Source organism: Aldersonia kunmingensis (assembly GCF_001646865.1).
In the GTDB taxonomy this organism is placed as follows: domain Bacteria; phylum Actinomycetota; class Actinomycetes; order Mycobacteriales; family Mycobacteriaceae; genus Aldersonia; species Aldersonia kunmingensis.
Genome location: NZ_LRRB01000130.1, coordinates 1 through 17981 on the forward strand (window position 1 = coordinate 1; position 17981 = coordinate 17981).

Consider the following 17981-nt stretch of genomic DNA (forward strand, 5'->3'; position numbering starts at 1 on the left):
ACCGGTCTCGTGCAGCTGTTCATCGAACTGGGACAGGTCGTGGGCGCCAGCCAGAAGGAGCTTTCGACCTCGCTCGACGCAGCGATGACGCTCGGTGCGCCGCTCGGCTACACGCTCGGCACGGTCGCACCGGCCACCGAGGACGTCCACACCCTGATCGACCGGATCGAGAAGTCGATGCCCACCCAGAACGGGAAGGTCACCCTGCAGCTCGGCGTCACACTGCAGTCCCTGCCGCAGATCACGTCGGTCCTGGGTGGTGGCCGATGAGGCGGATCCGCCCGGGCGTGACAATTGCCTTCACATTGTTCGTCGTCGCGATGATCGCCGCGGGTGTCGTGTTGTTCGAGGCGCTGTCTCCGCCGGTGGAGGGCGAACAGCGCACCTATACAGCGCAGTTCACCGATGTCTCGGGCTTGGTTGTCGGCAACGACGTCCGCGAGCTGGGTGTGCGTGTCGGCAAGGTCGAGTCGATCGACCTCGTGGGCGGCAGTGCAGATGAGCGCTCCGCAGGCTCCGCGCTGGCGCAGGTGCACTTCACGGTCACCGATGAGACGAAGGTTTTCGACAACACCCAGATCGCCGTGCGCTACCTGAACCTTGTCGGCCAGCGCTACCTCGACCTGTTCGTCGACGGTGCGGGAGCGGGTGTCAGCCCGCCCGAGCAAGTCATTCCCACCGCCCGCACGGTTCCGTCGTTCGATGTCACGTCCCTGTTCAACGGGCTTCGGCCGCTGTTCAAAACACTCGAACCCGAACAACTCAACACGCTGATGCAGAACGTCCTCGCTGTCGTCGAGGGACGCGGGCCCGACCTCGGATCGATGCTCGAACAGCTCACCCAGGTCAGTCGGCTTGCGTCTGACAGGTCGGCACTGATCGGCATGATCATCGCCCAGCTCGGCACCGTTGCCGAACAAATCCAGTACAAGTCGCCGCAGCTCAACGACCTGATCAGCCGCATGGGTGACGCGTTCGGCGTGCTCGCGAACGGTGCGGAGGACACGCAGGAGTCGCTGCGGCTGGCCTCGCGCAGTCTCGGCCCGGTGCGGCTCCTGCTCTCGAGTCTCGAGGACACCTACTACGGCAATTACGCGGAGGTGGACCGGCTGGTGCGCAAGTGGGTTCCCGGAATCAACAGTGCGACACAACTGCTCGGCCGGCTCCCGGGCATTGTCGCGTCGCTCGACGCGACCACTGCGGTCCGCGGGCAGCTCGTCTGCAGCGAGGGGCAGGCCCTGCCGACGCCGATGACACAGGTCCTGCTCGCAGGTGTGCCGGTGGTGTTGTGCCGATGAGCCGACCCGTCCTCAGGGATATCCGTTCGCTGGAACGCCGCCAGTTGCGCATCGGCCTGGCTGGCATCGCCGTCGCTGTCGTGCTCCTCCTCGTCTGCACGTTGATCTACCTGAACCCGTTCGGGCACCGCGAGTTCCGCGCCGACTTCGAGACGAGCGGCGGATTGCGTGTCGGCGACGAGGTTCGCATCGCCGGGATCCAGGTCGGCGAGGTATCCGCAGTCGACCTGCACCCCGATCGGGTGGAGGTTCGTTTCACCGTCGAGGATGGCGTGGCGGTGGGTGATGCGAGCTCGGTGCACGCCCGGCTGCTCACCGCGATCGGCGGTCACTATCTCGCGCTGCATCCAGCGGGCCGGGAGTCGCTGGGCAACAACGTAATTCCGGTGGACCGTACGTCCGTGCCGTACACGCTCGCCGACGTCATCAACGACTCGGGTTCCGTGGTTGCGAAGGTCGACGGTGTCGTGATCTCGCAAACCCTTGCCCAGGTCGAGGCGGCGCTCAACGGTCAGCCGGAAGCCATCCGGCAGATCATCGGCGGGATGAAGGACCTGACGACCGCGGTCGGCGCACAGGAAGACGATCTCGATCGTGCGGTCGCGCTCACCGAGGAGTACGTGGCCAACCTCGACAGCGGCCGCGCCAAGCTTGTCGAATTGCTGCGCTTGATCGGGTATGTCGGGGCCAAGGCCTATCAGGTCAAGGCGGAAGGTGTGGAGACCGTCAAATCGATCGGCGCGATCTTCGCCTTCCTCGGCAAACCTATCTACGCGTTCTCCGGAACGATCGAGCCGCCGTTCCAGGACATTATCGACATCACTCGGCGTCTGGGCGAGCAGCCGGCCAAGATCGACGACCTGCTGAACACGTTGCGCACCATCGTTGCCCGGATCGCCGGCACGGTCGGTCTACCCGGACAGCGTGCCGCCGTCGATGCGTCCCCGGTGGTGATCGATGCCCCCGCGGTGAACATCGACCCGGCCCGCGCCGGGCTGGCGGGCATCTGCATCCCGAGTCCGCAGAAGGGGTGCTGACGTGGGCCTGAACATGCGTTCGGCAACCATTGCCGTGGCCGCGGTGGCAGTCCTCGCGGTCGGCGGCATCGTCGTGATGACCAGCGCCGACAGCAGCGTGAACGGGTGCGCGGAGATGGCGGATGCGGTCGGCCTGTACGAGGGCAACGACGTCACCATGCGCGGCGTGAAGATCGGCAAGGTCACCGGCGTCTCGGCCGAGGGCGGTCACGTCCGGGTGGGATTCAGGCTCGACCGCGAGGTCGACTTCCCGGCCGACGTCTCCGCGGTCACGACATCCGAGTCGATCGTCACCGATCGCCGACTCGAGATTCCATCGGGCAATATCGCGGGACCGAAATGGGATATGGCCGAGTGCATTCCACTCGACCGCACCCACACCCCGAAGAGTGTCAGCGCGGCGTTCACCGCCTTCGACAAGCTGTCCGAAGAGGTCACCGAGGCTGCCGCGTCCTCCCCGGAACAGCAGCAACTGGTCCGGGAAGCGATGAACAACCTCGATACGAGCCTGAAGGGCTCGGCCGGTGACTTCAATGCTGCGGTGGCGGGACTTGCTGCGGCACTGGGTGATCCGGCGTTGCGCGACAGCCAGCTGCGCTCGCTGCTCACCAACGTCGACGAGCTGACCGGCTACTTCCTCACCCGCTGGCCCGACCTCGAACTGGGCCTCACCGAACTCGGCAGCTTCGCCGAGACGTTCGATGCCTGGTTCACCGAACTCAATCCCACCGTGGTGGAAACCACCAAGCTCATGCCGACGCTGTTGCGCCTCATCCGAAGCTACGCGCCGAATGTCTTCGCGGTGCTGGATCCGCTGGTGGCAGATCTGGATCCGGGGCAGACCCAAGCCTTCATCGACACCCTGAACCTGATGCCGCAGGTGTCGGCGGGCCTGCGCCGGATTGCGGCGGCGCCCGCGGACGGTCCGGACCTGGTCGTGAAGCCGGGGACGGTGGACGCCCGCCTGCTGCAACTGCTCTCGGCCGGCGTCGGAGGTGGACGATGATCGGCATTCCGGTTCGACGCTTGGGCGCCGCGGTGGGAGTGGCACTGGTCGCGCTGCTGAGTGCGTGCTCGGTACAGCCGACCGATCTTCCGTTGCCGGGTACCCGTGTGTCGGGCGAAAGCTACGAACTGGGCATCGAATTCGGCAGCGTGCTGAACCTGCCCGCCCGCAGCAAGGTACTGATGAACGGCAGCCGGATCGGCGTGCTGCGCGATGTGGCAATCGCCGAACGCGACGGCCGCCGGGTAGCACTCGCTACCGTCGACCTGCAAGCGGATGTGCAGGTCCCTGCGGACAGTACGGCCGAATTGAAACAGGCCACCGTGCTCGGTGACTTTTACATCGCACTGACGCCGCCGGCAGGTGCGTTCAGTGCGATGCTCGCGGACAAGGGCGTCATTCCCCTCGCGCAGACCACCGTGTCGCCGCAGGTCGAGGATCTGCTCGGCGGCATCGCGGCGCTGGCCAACGGCGGGACGCTGGAGAAGATGCAGCGGGCCGTCGAGAATGCCAACCGGTCCTTCCCTGTTGAAATCGCCGAACGGGACCATGGCGTCGAGGTACTCCGTGCACTGGTCGCCCGGCTGGCAGGCGAGCAGGACTCGTTGAACGAGGCCATCGATTCGGTCTCCCAAATATCCACCACGCTCGACACCAACGCGAGCAAGCTCGCGTTCTCGTTCGACGTGGGTCCGGAGCGCGTGAGTGGCGCGGTCTCGGCGTTCCTCGGCCTGTCCAACGTGCTGAAGGCACTGGGTGCGAACGTCGTTCCGATCGGCGACCTCGTCATCCCTCGCCAGGAGACATTGTTTGCGTTGATCGATGTTGTCGAACCGCTGGTGGCCACGGCGACCCGACTGGACACCACCCTGCCGGAGGACATCGCGAAGCTCGACCGGATCCTTGCCGATCAGGTGGGTCCGCTCGTGGCGAACCCCTCGGTGAACATCGTCGACATCACGACCGATGACGGTCGTCCAGACGGTGGTTCGAACCCGGATCGAACCGCTGCCGTCGCCGCGGTGCTGCGGATGATCGGAGCGATGCGATGAGCCGGACCGGACGCCGCACACTCGGCGCTCGCACCTCGCTAGCGCTGCTCGTGGTCATCTCCCTTGCGCTCACCGCCTATCTCGCCGTCGGGATACTGCATCTGGATCCGTTGCGCGAGAACAACACCGTGCGCGTGTCGCTACCGCAATCCGGTGGGCTCCAGCCGCACTCGCGGGTGCTCTACAACGGGATCGAGGTCGGCGAGGTCACCGAGATTCGCACGCGGGCCGATTCGCTGCAGGCGACGATCGTCGTCGACGCCGGCGAACAGATCCCGGTGGCGTCGGAGATCCGGGTCGCGAACCTGTCCCTGGTCGGCGAGCAATACATCGAGTTCTCGTCGCCCGACGACATCGGTCCCTACATCGCCGACGGCGCCCTGATCAACAACAATGTCGATGCCGGAACGACGGTGAGCGACATGCTCGCCTCGGTGTCGAACCTGCTCGGACAGCTCGATCCCGACACGATCAACAGCCTTGCCACCACGATCACCGACGGATGGCTGGGGCGCGACGCCGATCTCGCGACTATCGGAGAGTTTTCGCGGCGCACCGCACGCACCGTCACGGCGTACGAAAGCGAGTTCGCCGGGCTGTTCGACAATGCGCAGTCGCTGCTGGCCGCATCGGACCAGGCGCAGGTGGGCGAGGCGATGCGGATCGCGGCGCCGAAACTCGCGGCGATGAACATCCCGTTCGCGACCCTGTGGAGCCTGTTCCCTGGTCTGGCGGAGGCGAGCGAGGGTGGCGTCGGTTGGTACGACGTCGTGATTCCGTTCACGCTGAAAATCGGTGAGTACCTGCAGAAGACGATGCCGGAAGCAGCGGCCGTGATCGCGGTGCTGCAGCCATACCTGAATGCGGCCGCGCCGGGCATGCGGACCGACCTGGGTGCCCTCGTCGAACGAGGTCTGCAGGTGGTCGACGAGAACGGTGTTGTGCGGCTGAAGGTGGCGATGCCGAACTAGCAGTACCGCAAGAACATTCGCACGACAGCACGAACTCCGAGTTTTCAGGGAGGCCCGATGAGCAGCATCACCGAAGACGACAAGCGCACCGACGGTGCCGAGAACGAAGCCACTACGACCGACAAGCCGGGTGGCGGCCTGCGTGCGGCACTGACCAAGCCGTGGGTGGTGGCAGTGCTCGTCGCCGCGCTGGCACTGGTATCCGTCGTTTCGTTCTGGAAGATGGTCGACTACCGCGACGACCTGGACGCATTGCGGACCACCCAGGCCGATACCGAGTATGCCGAGCAGGTTGCCGCCGATTATGCGGTCCGCGCGGCCGCGATCGACTACCGCAACTTCGATCCGTGGTTCGCGTCGCTGAAGTCCGGCGTGAACGGCAACATGGCCAATCAGTTCGCCACCAGCGAGCCGGCCCTGCGCGACCTGCTCGGTCAGCTGCAATGGGTGTCGACGGGATCGCTGGTCGGCAGCACCATCGAATCGCAGAACGACGGTGTCTTTGTCGTCAAGGTCTTCGTCGATGTGAAGACCAGCAACGTGCAGTCCCCGAACGGCGTCTCGACGACCGCGCTCTACCCGATCACCGTGGACAGCAACGCGGGCTGGCAGATCACCGATATCAGCGGTGGGGTGGCACCGATACCCGGCAAATGATGGACGGATCCGGGGTTTGGTGGCACGCTGACCTCGGGTTCTGAAAGTGGTTTCAGTATTTTGTGGCCCCAGCGCTGGGCCACGCATGGAGGAGAGAACGATGTTCGAATGGTCCGAAGAAGACCTGATGATTCGCGACGCCCTGCGCGGGTTCATCGACAAGGAGGTGCGCCCGCACATCGATGAGCTGGAGTCGGGGAAGCTTCCGCCGTACGACATCGCACGCAAGCTGTACAAGACCTTCGGCGTCGACAAGATGGCCCTCGAGGCGCTGGAGAAGGAACTCGAGGCCGAGGCAAAGGGCGAGAAGAAGCCCGGTGGCGGTGGCGGAAACATGGCCGACACCACGTTCCTCCTGCTCAACACCGAGATCGCTGGGGTCAGCCTTGGCATCATCGCCTCGATGGGCGTCAGCAGCCTGACCGCGGGGACGATCCGCTCGCGCGGCACCCTTGCGCAGAAGAAGCGCTGGCTGCCCGAGCTCGTCACCATGGAGAAGGTCGGCTCGTGGGCGATCACAGAGCCGGATTCGGGCTCCGACGCGATCGGCGGCATGAAGTCGACGGTGCGTCGCGACGGTGAGGACTACATCCTCAACGGCAACAAGACCTTCATCACCAACGGCCCGTACGCCGACACGATCGTGGTGTTCGCCAAGCTCGACGAGGGCAACCCGGATGTGGACAAGCGCAACCGCAAGGTGCTGACCTTCGTCCTCGACAGCGGGATGGAAGGCCTCACGCAGGGCAAGCCGTTCAAGAAGATGGGCATGATGTCCTCGCCCACCGGCGAACTGTTCTTCGACAACGTGCGCCTCACCAAGGACCGCCTCCTCGGCGAGACCGAGGACACCGGCGCGGACTCCCGCGGGTCCGAAGGCGCGAAGTCCGGTTTCACCGCCGAGCGCGTCGGTATCGCAGCGCTGTCGCTCGGCATCATCAATGAGTGCCTGAGGCTGTCGGTCGACTACGCCAAGGAACGCACCCTGTGGGGCAAGAACATCGGCCAGTTCCAGCTGATCCAGCTCAAGCTCGCCGAGATGGAGATTGCGCGTATCAACGTGCAAAACATGGTCTTCTCGGCGGTCGAGCGGGCCAAGGCGGGTAAGCCGCTGAGCCTCTCGGAGGCCTCGGCCATGAAGCTGTACTCGTCCAAGGCAGCGACCGATGTTGCAATGGAGGCGGTGCAGCTCTTCGGCGGCAACGGCTACATGGCCGAGTACCGCGTCGAGCAGCTTGCGCGCGACGCCAAGTCGCTGATGATCTACGCCGGCAGCAATGAGGTTCAGGTCGGCCACGTCGCAAAGGGACTGCTCGCCAAATAATCTGTACCGCTACACTTTTTAGTCACTCGGACTCGCCAGTGCCCCCTCGGCACCGGCGAGTCCGAGTCATTCAGGGCCTCGCGAGGCCGAGGTGATCGCGCAGGGTTGTGCCGGTGTACTCGGTCCGGAACACACCCGCCTCCTGCAGAAGCGGAACGACCTCGTCGGCGAAACGGTCGAGTCCGCCCGGTGTGATGTGCGGGACGAGGATGAATCCGTCCGAGGCATTGGACTGCACGAAGTGGTTGATGGTCTCGGCGATCGTTCGCGCCGAACCGACGAACGACTGTCGTCCGGTCACCTCGATGACCACCTCACGCGTGGTGAGATTCTTCGCGGCAGCCAGATCGCGCCACTCCCTTGCGATATCGCGCGGATCGCGATGATGCCGGGTACTCGCCCGCCCCTTGGCGACGGTGTTCTCGCCCGGAAGGGGATCCACCTCGGGCAGGGGACCTTCCGGGTCGTGATCGGACAGATCCCGATTCCACAGCTGTTCGAGGAAATTGATCGCGGTCTGTCCGCTCACCTGCTGTAGCCGCACCTCATGCGCGAGTTCTGCTGCCTCGGCGTCGGTATCCGCCAGCACGAACGTCGCGGCCGGCAGGATCAGCAGTTCCTCGGGCGTGCGCCCGTACGCGGCGAGCCGGCCCTTGACGTCCGCGTAGAACTCGCGCCCGGCATCAAACGTCGAATGGCGGGAGAAGATCGCATCTGCCTTGGCAGCGGCGAACTCTCGACCCTCCTCGGAGTCACCCGCTTGGAAGACGACCGGCCTGCCCTGCGGGCTGCGCGGCACATTGAATTGTCCGGCGATATCGAATTGCGAGTCGGTATGGGCGAAGCTGCCGACATCCGGGCGTGCGAGGAATTGGCCGCTGTCCTTATCCGCGACGATGTCGTCGTCACGCCAGGAATCCCACAGCGTCGTGGCAACCTCGAGGAACTGCTTCGCGCGCGCGTAGCGCTGATCCTGCGGCAGGTACCCACCTCGGCGGAAGTTCTCACCGGTGAACTCATCCCACGACGTCACCACGTTCCACGCTGCCCGGCCGTCGGTCAGGTGGTCGAGCGACGCGAATTGCCTTGCTACTTCCAGTGGTTCGTTGAACGTCGAGTTGATCGTTCCGGTCAGGCCGAGGCGTTCGGTCACCGCGCCGAGTGCCGCAAGAACCGTGAACGTGTCCGGCCGTCCTACCACGTCGAGGTCGTAGATCAGCCCGTTCTGCTCGCGTAGCCGCAGGCCCTCGGCGAGGAACAGGAAATCGAACTTCGCCCGCTCGGCCGTCCGGGCGAAATGCACGAACGAGTCGAATTCGATATGGCTGCCCGCCGCCGGGTCGCTCCAGACCGTGGTGTTGTTGACGCCGGGGAAATGCGCGGCGAGATGCACCTGCTTGGTCATGCGATATCGGCCTTTCGCTCGTAGCGGTTGCGAGGGCGGCTCAGTCCGAGCCGTTCCCGCAGCGTCGCCTCGCCGTACGCAGTGCGGAATAGGTTGCGCCGCTGCAGTTCCGGCGCCAGGAAGCGGGTGATCGCAGTGAGGTCGTCAGGCAATGCGGCCGGGCGCAGGCGGACTCCGGTCACCCCTTGCACGGCAGTCAACTCCGCGATGCGGTCCGCGAGTCCCTTGGCGGTGCCGACGAAGATCTCCGCGTCGCTGGTGTACTCCGCGCCGCCTCGTTCATCGAGGCGTGCCTTGCGCGCCGCCGCCTCCGCTGCGGTGTCGCCGAGGAAGACGACGAGGTCCACAAAGATGTGCCCGGTTTCAGCATCCCGGTTCGCCGCGCGCCGCGACGCGTCGATCGTCTCGACGATGGCCTCGGCGTCGGCAGTGTCGCGCGGGGTGATGAATCCGAGATCGGTTGAACTGCCGATGAACTCGTACGGCACCCGCTGATGTCCGAGCGCAGAGATTAGCGGCTGTCCCTGCGGCGGGCGTGGCGTGATCGATGGTCCGCGCACCGAGAACTTCGATCCCTCGAAGTCGATGTAGTGCAGCTTGTCCCGGTCGACGAACCGTCCGGTAGCGACGTCGCGAATCTCGGCGTCGTCCTCCCAGCTGTCCCACAACCTTCGCAGCACCTCGGCGTAATCGGCAGCTTCGCTGAACAGTTCGTCCACGAGCGGGGCGGCGCTGGCATCGTTCGGATCGGTGACCGCGACATCAGGGAAACTTCGCCGGCCGAACAGCGCCGCCTCGTGCGGCCGAGCCGACACCTGCAGCCGGACACCGGCGCGACCACGGCTTGTGTAGTCGAGGGTGGCGATGGCCTTGGCCAGGTGAAAGGGCTCGGTGTGCGTCACGACCGCCGTGGGGATGAGCCCGATATGCGTGGTGGTGGGTGCGACGCGGGCGGCGACGAGCACCGCATCCGGGCGACCGCTTACCCGATCGGTCCGCTCCGTTGGCGAACCCAGTTTCGCGGGCCGAATACCGAAGGTGTCTTCGATGGTGACGAAATCGAGGAGGCCGCGTTCTGCCTCGGCGACCAGTTCTGCCCAGTATCGAGCGGAGAAGAGTTCGGACGGGCGGCCGCTCTCCTCACGCCACGCGGCCGGATGCCAGCCGGCGGCATCGAGCGCCACCGCGACATGAATCCCGGGCTTGGTCTGATCCGCTGTCATCGCACCCTCCGAAACCTTTCTCGTCTGCGCACTGTGAACTCCTGGCGCGTGCAGGCAATTCCGATTCGGCTGCTTCCGATCTGCGTGAATTCAACGGGTGCGTCTTACGCCCGCCGCGGGCTAACTGGGGTTGGAACTGTGCCCGAGAGGAGCTCGAGTTGTCCGAAGCACCACCCATTCCGCTGTCCGTGCTCGACCTCGCTCCGATCAGTGCGGGGTCCGACCCCGCCGCGGCTATCCGCAACAGCGTCGCCCTCGCGCAGTACTGCGAGGAATTGGGCTATCGACGCTTCTGGCTGGCCGAACATCATTTCGTCGCGGTCGCCAGTTCGTCCACGATCACGCTGATCGGCCTGATCGCGGCGGCTACCGACCGCATCCGGGTGGGCTCGGCAGCAGTCCAGATCGGACAGCACACCTCGTCATCGGTGGTTGAAGGATTCGGCACGATCGACGCTCTGTATCCCGGCCGACTCGATCTCGGCCTCGGCCGATCCGGGCAGCGACGACGCGAGGCGCTTTCCGCCGCCACCCGACCACCCCGCCGGCAGCCGGCTTCCGAGCGGGTGGTCGACGGACTTCTGCTCCCTGAACCGTTCCCGATCGAGAAGCTGCTCGGCTCGCCGCGATTGGCCGCGGCGCACGCTGCGGTGCAGTTTCCCGGTGCTACGCCACCGGATTTCGCGGATGCCGTCGACGAGGTGGTCGCCCTGCTCGGTGGCACCTACACAGCAGATGAGGTGCGGCTCAACGCAGTGCCCGGTGAAGGTGCTCAGGTGCAGGTGTGGATCTTCGGCAGCAGTAAGGGCCAGAGTGCGCAGGTGGCCGGCGCCAATGGGCTCCCGTTCGTCGCCAACTATCACGTCAGCCCAAGCACGGTACTCGAGGCGGTCGAGGCCTACCGCGCGTCCTTCCGTCCCTCAGCGGTGCTGGAACGGCCATACGTCGTGGTGTCGGCCGACGTCGTGGTGGCCGATGACGACGAGACCGCACGCCGGCGCGCCGCCACCTACGGGCACTGGGTCTACAGCATTCGCAGTGGTGCCGGTGCTGCGCCGTACCTCGATCCGGCTTCGGCCGAGCCGCTGAACGAGGAGCAGTACGCGCTCGTTGCCGATCGGGTGCGCACCCAGTTCGTCGGCGCACCGGACACCGTGGTCGAACGACTGTCGACGCTGGCTCGGGTGACCGGTGCGGACGAGCTCGTAATCACCAGCGTCACACACGATTTTGCGGACCGGAAGCGGTCTCACGAGCTGCTTGCCCGGGCGTGGGGCATCGCCGAATGAAGTTCCTGCTCATCACGCTAATCACGCACCAACCCAACCCGGTTACCGGCGTGCGCAGTTCGCCCGCGGAACGGTTGCGTCAGGTAGTCGAGGCCGCGCAACTCGGCGAGGAACTTGGGTACGACGGTTTCGCGGTAGGTGAGCGGCATGAGGACCCGTTCATCTCGTCATCACCACCGGTGGTGCTGAGCCATATCGCGGCGCTGACCGACCGTATCGCGCTGTTCACGGCGGTCACGACGCTCAGCCTGCTCGATCCGGTGCGTGCGGTCGAGGATTACGCGACGTTGGACAATCTCTCCGGCGGCCGGCTCGAACTGATGATCGGCAAGGGCAACGGCGCCGCGCAGGCCAAGCTCTTTCACGTCACCCCGGACGATCAGTGGGCCCGAAACCGCGAGGGGTACGAGCTGTTTCGCGAGCTGTGGCGCGAGGAGTCCGTGACGTGGCGCGGGAGCTTCAGGCCGTCGCTCACCGAAGCCAAGGTCTTGCCGCGGCCGCTGCAGCCCGAGATCCGGATCTGGCACGGAAGTGCCACATCGAAGGCATCCGTGGAACTGGCTGCCCGGCACGGTGACCCGGTCTTCTCCGCGAACGTCACCTATCCGATCGAGCCGTACGCGGAGCTCATCGATCACTACCGGGACGTGTGGGCTTCGTACGGGAGGAACCGGGCAGATGCGCTCGTCGGTGCCGGGACGGCAGGGTTCCACGTGACACCTACTTCGCAGCAGGCGATTTCGGAGTACGAGCCGATCTTCGCTGCGCGACTGGCGTTTGCGCGCAGCGCGGGGCTGCCGGTCGTATTCGAGTCCATCGCCGATTTCGTCGAGCGCAGCTCCGCGTTGATCGGCAGCCCCGAACAGATGATCGACAAGGTCGGCCGGTACCACGAACGGCTCGGGCACGAGGTCATCCATCTGTCCGCCGACAGTGACGGCCTGCCGGCGGGCGCACACCGCCGCAGCCTCGAATTGTTCCAATCCGATGTCGCGCCGGTGCTGCGCGGCCGCATTCCGAGCCGCCCGCTCGGGTCGGCGGCGCTGGTCTCGCGCTAGGAGGCGGGGCTGCTTCCCGTCGGGGCCGCGGTGCCGCACGAAGCGATCGCATCGGCAGGCGAGCGCCACTTCAGGTTCAAGTCGCCCAGGGTCACGGAATCGTCGGTGGGTGTGGCCGCAGTCAGGAGTTCGGCTGCCTCACGTCCGAAGCCCGCGCTCATCGGCACGACCTTTCCGATCGTGTCTACGAGCCGGCCGAGAAATCGGAACATGCTCGGGGACAGCGGGATACGGCGAATCTTGGAGCCGCTGCCACGCTCGAGCGCGTCGATCATCGCATCGAACTCGAGTAGTTCGCCGCCGCACAGGTACCGTCGCGGCCCCTTGCCGGATCCGCCGCTCACGATCGCGGCATGCGCTTCCGCGATGTCGCGGACATCGATCATCGCCATGCCGCCCTGTAGGCGAGGCGCGTAGCCCAGGGACGTAATCGTCCCCCAACCCTGTTCGGTCACACCGGCTGCGGTGTTGAATGCCGGACCGACCACGCTGCTGGGGTAGGTGATGACCACCGGTGCGCCCTCGGCTTGCAGGCGCCGCGCGGTCTGCTCGGCGTGCGCCTTGGATCGGGCGTAGGCGCTGCGTGCATCCGCGACGGGGGAGTCGAGAGTGATGATCGGGTCGGGCGAGGGGAAGAGCACGGCATAGCTGCTGACCAGCACGACGGGATCGAGGCCCGCAGAGACCGCCTGCGTGAGCACGCGCTCGCTGGCGTCCGCGTTGATCTCCCACATCAGCTTCGCCTGGCTGTCGTCGGTCCCCACGATGCCTGCGCCGTGCACGACGGCCTCGCAATCGGTGAGCAGCGTCGAGATCACGTCGTCGCTACGCACATCACCGACGAGGGTCGAGATTGTGCCGAGTTCGGAGAGCGCCGCGAGCAACCCTTCGATGCGCTCCCTCTCGTTCGGGGCGACCAGCAGCTTGACCTCATGCCCTTCGGTGAGCAATTGGCGCACGATATGTGCCCCGACATAGCCCGTCCCGCCGGTGACCGCTACGCGCATTCGATGCTCCCAATTCCATGCTTCTCAATAGAAGCGTTGTTCGGTTGAGAGTATCGTGCCATGCGGTATCGAAAATTGCCGGGTGGTAACTGTCATCGAAGCGGCTGGTCAGCGCTGTTGGCGGCTATTCAGTGGTTTCGAGGATTCGTTTTGGGTGCATGCCGTCGACCATGCCGACAAATGGCGGGTAGACGCTGTAGCCGAGCATTCGACGGATGTTCTCCGAGACGGTCCGGACAGTGTCGGGCGGTGTCGACAATGCGAGTGCTTCGATCTGCCTCAGCCACGGTTCGCAGTATTGGGAGGTAATCCCGAGGCGCCGATCCTCGGAGCTGTTCGCGCCCCCGCTGTGCCACGTCGTCCCGAGGAAGACGACGACCGACCCGGCCGGCATGGCGACGCTGAGCCGTTCGTCGTCGTCGGTAGGTCTGCGCCCGCCGCCCCAGCTATTGCTGCGGGGGAGGACGACGGTGGCGCCGTTATCGGCGGTGAAGTCGTTGATTGCCCATATCGTGGTGACGCTGAGCGCGGGCCGTGGACGCGGTATCGGGTACATGGCGTCGTCGAAGTGCAGCAGCTGCGCTGCTTCCCCGGGTTCGATATTGATGGCCTGCAATTGGGACAGCAGATAATTCGGGAGTAGCAGGCGATCGAGGATTGCCAACACTCGTGGATGCTCTGCGATCACGTCGCACGTGCGAGTCTTGGTCAGCAGGTTGTAAACACGTTGAGTTCGCTGGCCCTCGAAGCTGTTTCGTCCGCACGATCCGAGTAGCGGGTCGATCGCCGCCGTTATTTCGCTGCACGCCTCCGCGGAAATAAGACGTTCCAGAATCAGGTAGCCATCGCGGTTCAGCGCGGCCAGGTCGGCGTCGACGAGATCGGGATCGACCGCTGCCACCCGCTCGTTGGCAGTGGAGCGGTACTTACCGGCTAGATCGCCGGCCAGGTCTTCCAACTTGTCGACGCGGACAGAGGCATTGCGGCTCATTGGATTCGGCCCTCTCGTGAGGTTGTCAGACCGACGGCGCCCGATACGAATGACCACAGCTGGTCGATGACTTCGGAAGCAGGCGGGCGGGGGCTGCGCGTCAGCGAAATAGCGATCACGGCGTTGGTGCCGCCGATCGTCGCGGCCGCGAGGTACTCCGGATCGCGGTCGGCGGGAATCTCGCCCGCGCGTTGGCCTTGGGCGATGTTCCCGGCCCCGATCCCGCTCATTTCCCGGAGCCAACGTCCGCGTGCGGTCGCCAACTCGCCCTCGCCCAGTCCGGCGAGGATCACCGGTGCCGCCGGTTCGGTGTAGATGAACCCCACCCAGTCGGCGATGCGCCGGCGTTCGCGTGCGGCCCAGGTGGGCTCGTCGTAGACGCGGAGTGCGATCGTGTCGCAAAACCGCTGGTAGAACGAGTCCACGACGGCTAGCAGTAGGCCGGTGCGGGTGCCGAAGTATCGATATGGGAGTCCGGCACTGACCCCGGCTCGGCGCGCGACTGCGGCAACCTCGAAGGTGCCGGTCTGCGCCAATTCCTCGGTCGCAGCGGCGATGAGACGCTCTCGAGCCCGGGCGCCCCTTGCAGTAGTAACTGCGGTGGTCACCACTCCAGAGTAAGTTGAGTTCAACTCAGTTACAAGGGTTGGCCGCACTCTTTGACGCCGCATGTCTGCTGGTAGCTGCCGCGGTCGGACCGACGACGCCAGTAACCTGAGCAGGTGGAACGCGGATCGGGCAGCTCCGGAGTTGCCATGGCAGAACTGCTGGCGAGCTACTCGCTCGCGCTGGACCTCGGCCTGGGGCAGCCGATGGAACACCTCCTGCGGGCTTGGCAGATCGCCGATCGGCTGGCCGATCATCTCGAAACGGATGTCGATCGCCAGTCGCTCTTCTATATCTCGACCCTCGCGTGGATCGGTTGTGTCACAGACGCGCCGGAGGTGGCGGCCGTATTCGGCGACGACATCGCGTTTCGTGCCGACACGTATAACGCCGATGTCGGTGGGCTCTCAGGGATGCGGTTCTTCCTCGGACATGCCGGCGCCGGTGGCTCATCGGCGATGCGGCTGCGATCGGTTGCCACGGTTGTCGCGACCGGAGGCCGGCGGATCGCGTCGGGTATCCAATCGCACTGTCTCACAACGTCAGCGCTCGCCGGCGAACTCGGAATCGGCTCCGGGATCGGGCCGGCGCTTCAGCAGTTCTTCGCCCGATGGGACGGCAAGGGAATTCCAGCCGGAGTGGGCGGGGCCGACATCGACCTCGGGGTACGGCTGTTCCATCTCGCCGACGTGGTCGAGGTCTATCACCGGATGTCCGGTGTCGCAGCGGCTGTCGAGGTCGCGGATGCGCGTCGTGGAACGCAATTCGATCCCGAATTGGTGGACGTTTTCCGTGCGCATGCCGCCGAGATCCTTCCGGACGATTCGAATCCATCGGATCCCTACGAACTCATCCGGTCGGCCCCCCGGCTCGCGGTTCCGCTCACCGAGTGCGAGTTCGACGAAGCGCTGACAGCGCTCGCCGACTTCACCGATCTGCGCAGCCCCTCGCGCGCGGGTCATTCACGTGGTGTCTCGCAGTTGGCAGGGCACGCCGCCGAACTGATGCGGCTACCCGCCGACGTCGTCACGGTCACCCGCCGCGCCGGACTGGTACATGACGTCGGGCTGCACGGTGTGCCATCGATGATCCTCGACAAGTCAGGTCCGTTGAGCCAGACCGAGATCGAGCGCATGCGGATGGCCACCTATTACACCGAGCGGGTCCTTGTCCGTCCCGAGGCGCTCGGTCGCGTCGGTGCCGTCGCGGCGCTCGCCCAGGAACGGATGGATGGTTCCGGGCATCATCGTGGGCTGCTCGGCAGTGCGATACCAGTTCCGGCCCGAATCTTGGCCGCCGCCTGTGCCTTTCGCACTCTCGCCGAACCCCACTCGGGCCGCTCGGCAATGACGGCGAAGCAGGCGACAACGGAACTTCGCGCAGAAGTGCGGGCGGGGCGTCTCGATGGTGAGGCGACCGATGCCGTTCTCGCAGCGAGCGGTTCGCCGAGCAAGCGTCGCTCCGGCCCGGCAGGGCTGACGCCGCGCGAGATCGAAGTGCTCGTCATGATCGCGCGCGGCGCGACTACCAATTCGGTGGCACACCAACTGGGGATTGCCAAGAAGACGGCGGGCACGCACGTCGAACGAATCTATGTGAAGACCGGATCAACCTCGCGGGCGACCGCGACGCTGTTCGCGCTCCGCAACGGGCTCATCGATCCCATGGATTTGTAGGGAGTTCGCCCGACGACTCTCGCCCTCTTCGCTCCTAACTTCGGTAGTGCCCCACTTCGGTAACTAAACCTCAGTCGGTGGTGACCCCAGGAGGACGAATCATGAGCAACAAAGCGGTGATCAGCCTGTCGACCGGGCTCGAGGATGCGGAACGGGTGACAGTCGCTTTCCTCGTTGCCGTCGGTGCCGCCGAGACAGGGCGCGAGACATTGATGTTCCTGACCAAGGAAGCGGTGCGGCTCGCAGTCGAGGGCGTCGCGCACGGCGTCGCGTGCGACGGATGCCCGTCCCTGCCCGACCTGTTCACGCGCTACGCCGACGCCGGCGGCCGGTACTACGTGTGTCCGATCTGCTTCAACGCCAAGCAACTCGACGCCGAGCAGCTGATCCAGGGTGCCGAGATCCAGGGCACCATTCCGATGTGGAAGTGGATCGGCGACGAGCCGGCCACCACCTTCAGTTACTGATCGCCATGAAGACCATTGCGGATCGCGTTTCGGCGATCGAACCAGGCGTCGGGCAGCCACCGTGGCCCGACCACGAGTACGTGCGCGGCTGGGGTGTTTTCGGCTTGCCGTTCGACTCCGGCCATGTCCTCACCCTGCGCGTCTTTCCGCAGGGCTCCTTCGCCCCGTACATCACTGTGTGGCACCGAGACCCTGCCGGCAGTTGGTCGATCTATGTCGACGGGCCGCGATTCGATATTGCGTGCCCGCGCTACTACGGAGCGGCGGCCGATCGGGTCGAGCACGCGAACATCGGGCTGGACTGGACCGAAGGCAATGCCCTGACAATCACTGTCGACTCGGCGCGCCTGCACTGGACGGTTCGTCCGCGCACGACGACGATCCTGCGGGGGCTCAATGCGATGGGAGCCCGTTTACCGGCCTGGACCTGGCGTCCGGCGATGCTGCGTCATGCCCGGGAGCTCATGGGTAAGGGGCTCGGCATGGGCGAGTTGGAGTTCGCCGGCGTCATGCCGAGCGGTCACTACGGAGTCTTGATGCCGCAGCGGATGTACCTGATCGACGACTCCGATGCCGAACTGGACGGCGTGGATTTGGGTGCGCCGACCCAATTGTCCGAAAACCCGGATATGGGTGGAGTGCCGTTGCCCGCCCGCGGCGTCCTCGCCATCGGTCAGGCAGTCTGGGAAATCCTGGACCGCTCCGAATTCGACGCAGTCCGGAACGCGGTGGCGACCGCACCGGGGTGACAGCACCGGTAATAGCAAAGGCCCCGGCCCGCATTTCTGCGGCCAGGGCCTTTGTTTGCTATCTCAACCTAGCGTCGGGGTGGCGGGATTCGAACCCACGACCTCTTCGTCCCGAACGAAGCGCGCTACCAAGCTGCGCCACACCCCGTGTGTGACCTGACGTAG

General features: G+C 65.4%; 17 protein-coding genes, 1 tRNA gene and 1 pseudogene. 13 read left to right on the forward strand and 6 right to left on the reverse strand.

Features of this window, described 5'->3' with window-relative positions:
- From A8G08_RS27430 to A8G08_RS10200, 8 genes and pseudogenes are all read left to right on the forward strand, one after another.
- Positions 1 to 270, forward strand: a pseudogene (locus A8G08_RS27430) (MlaD family protein); the annotation flags it as partial.
- On the forward strand, positions 267 to 1298 hold the full coding sequence (locus tag A8G08_RS10170; protein ID WP_068273383.1) for an MlaD family protein: 1032 nt from the start codon (positions 267 to 269) through the stop codon (positions 1296 to 1298). The pseudogene A8G08_RS27430 and the gene A8G08_RS10170, both read left to right, overlap by 4 nt.
- Positions 1295 to 2335, forward strand: coding sequence for an MlaD family protein (locus tag A8G08_RS10175; protein ID WP_068273423.1), 1041 nt, complete (start codon positions 1295 to 1297; stop codon positions 2333 to 2335). Before A8G08_RS10170 ends, A8G08_RS10175 begins: the two co-directional genes overlap by 4 nt.
- 13 nt (positions 2336 to 2348) lie before the next feature.
- Complete coding sequence (locus A8G08_RS10180) at positions 2349 to 3341, forward strand: MlaD family protein (RefSeq protein WP_084436089.1); 993 nt, start codon at positions 2349 to 2351, stop codon at positions 3339 to 3341.
- Complete coding sequence (locus tag A8G08_RS10185) at positions 3338 to 4393, forward strand: MlaD family protein (protein WP_068273386.1); 1056 nt, start codon at positions 3338 to 3340, stop codon at positions 4391 to 4393. The genes A8G08_RS10180 and A8G08_RS10185 overlap by 4 nt, the downstream gene beginning before the upstream one ends.
- Complete coding sequence (locus tag A8G08_RS10190; protein WP_068273387.1) at positions 4390 to 5364, forward strand: MlaD family protein; 975 nt, start codon at positions 4390 to 4392, stop codon at positions 5362 to 5364. The genes A8G08_RS10185 and A8G08_RS10190 overlap by 4 nt, the downstream gene beginning before the upstream one ends.
- 57 nt (positions 5365 to 5421) lie before the next feature.
- Positions 5422 to 6021: a hypothetical protein gene (locus tag A8G08_RS10195; RefSeq protein WP_245672761.1), complete on the forward strand. Its 600-nt coding sequence runs from the start codon at positions 5422 to 5424 to the stop codon at positions 6019 to 6021.
- 100 nt (positions 6022 to 6121) lie between these two features.
- The gene (locus tag A8G08_RS10200; protein ID WP_068273426.1) at positions 6122 to 7345 is read left to right on the forward strand and encodes an acyl-CoA dehydrogenase family protein; all 1224 of its coding nucleotides are present in this window, start codon (positions 6122 to 6124) and stop codon (positions 7343 to 7345) included.
- 70 nt (positions 7346 to 7415) lie between these two features.
- Here the strand turns inward: A8G08_RS10200 and A8G08_RS10205 are convergent, their stop codons facing one another.
- Both A8G08_RS10205 and A8G08_RS10210 read right to left on the reverse strand, forming a co-directional pair.
- Positions 7416 to 8750 carry an NtaA/DmoA family FMN-dependent monooxygenase gene (locus tag A8G08_RS10205; RefSeq protein ID WP_068273389.1) on the reverse strand — a complete coding sequence of 445 codons (1335 nt, stop codon included), beginning with the start codon at positions 8748 to 8750 and terminating at the stop codon, positions 7416 to 7418.
- Positions 8747 to 9973 carry an LLM class flavin-dependent oxidoreductase gene (locus tag A8G08_RS10210; protein WP_068273391.1) on the reverse strand — a complete coding sequence of 409 codons (1227 nt, stop codon included), beginning with the start codon at positions 9971 to 9973 and terminating at the stop codon, positions 8747 to 8749. Before A8G08_RS10210 ends, A8G08_RS10205 begins: the two co-directional genes overlap by 4 nt.
- A gap of 158 nt (positions 9974 to 10131) precedes the next feature.
- On the opposite strand from A8G08_RS10210, the gene A8G08_RS10215 reads away from it, so the two are divergent.
- A complete protein-coding gene (locus A8G08_RS10215; RefSeq protein ID WP_068273392.1) occupies positions 10132 to 11262 on the forward strand; it encodes an LLM class flavin-dependent oxidoreductase in 1131 nt (376 codons plus the stop codon).
- Entirely contained in the window at positions 11259 to 12320 is a 1062-nt protein-coding gene (locus tag A8G08_RS10220) for an LLM class flavin-dependent oxidoreductase (RefSeq protein ID WP_068273393.1), read from the forward strand. The genes A8G08_RS10215 and A8G08_RS10220 overlap by 4 nt, the downstream gene beginning before the upstream one ends.
- On the opposite strand, the gene A8G08_RS10225 is transcribed toward A8G08_RS10220, so the two are convergent.
- The 3 genes from A8G08_RS10225 to A8G08_RS10235 form a co-directional block, all read right to left on the reverse strand.
- Positions 12317 to 13327 carry an SDR family NAD(P)-dependent oxidoreductase gene (locus A8G08_RS10225; protein WP_068273394.1) on the reverse strand — a complete coding sequence of 337 codons (1011 nt, stop codon included), beginning with the start codon at positions 13325 to 13327 and terminating at the stop codon, positions 12317 to 12319. The two genes, A8G08_RS10220 and A8G08_RS10225, sit on opposite strands and share 4 nt — an antisense overlap.
- Positions 13328 to 13451: 124 nt before the next feature.
- The gene (locus A8G08_RS10230) at positions 13452 to 14318 is read right to left on the reverse strand and encodes a phytanoyl-CoA dioxygenase family protein (protein WP_068273395.1); all 867 of its coding nucleotides are present in this window, start codon (positions 14316 to 14318) and stop codon (positions 13452 to 13454) included.
- Positions 14315 to 14926 carry a TetR/AcrR family transcriptional regulator gene (locus tag A8G08_RS10235; protein WP_068273428.1) on the reverse strand — a complete coding sequence of 204 codons (612 nt, stop codon included), beginning with the start codon at positions 14924 to 14926 and terminating at the stop codon, positions 14315 to 14317. The genes A8G08_RS10230 and A8G08_RS10235 overlap by 4 nt, the downstream gene beginning before the upstream one ends.
- Before the next feature lie 147 nt (positions 14927 to 15073).
- Here A8G08_RS10235 and A8G08_RS10240 point away from each other — a divergent pair, with 147 nt between their 5' ends.
- The 3 genes from A8G08_RS10240 (at position 15074) to A8G08_RS10250 (ending at position 17816) form a co-directional block, all read left to right on the forward strand.
- Positions 15074 to 16600: an HD domain-containing phosphohydrolase gene (locus A8G08_RS10240; RefSeq protein WP_068273398.1), complete on the forward strand. Its 1527-nt coding sequence runs from the start codon at positions 15074 to 15076 to the stop codon at positions 16598 to 16600.
- A gap of 101 nt (positions 16601 to 16701) precedes the next feature.
- Positions 16702 to 17067, forward strand: a complete 366-nt coding sequence (locus tag A8G08_RS10245) for a DsrE family protein (protein WP_068273400.1) — start codon at positions 16702 to 16704, stop codon at positions 17065 to 17067.
- A gap of 5 nt (positions 17068 to 17072) precedes the next feature.
- A complete protein-coding gene (locus A8G08_RS10250; protein ID WP_245672762.1) occupies positions 17073 to 17816 on the forward strand; it encodes a hypothetical protein in 744 nt (247 codons plus the stop codon).
- A gap of 74 nt (positions 17817 to 17890) precedes the next feature.
- Here the strand turns inward: A8G08_RS10250 and A8G08_RS10255 are convergent.
- Positions 17891 to 17964, reverse strand: a tRNA-Pro gene (locus A8G08_RS10255).
- Between the last annotated feature and the right edge of the window lie 17 nt (positions 17965 to 17981).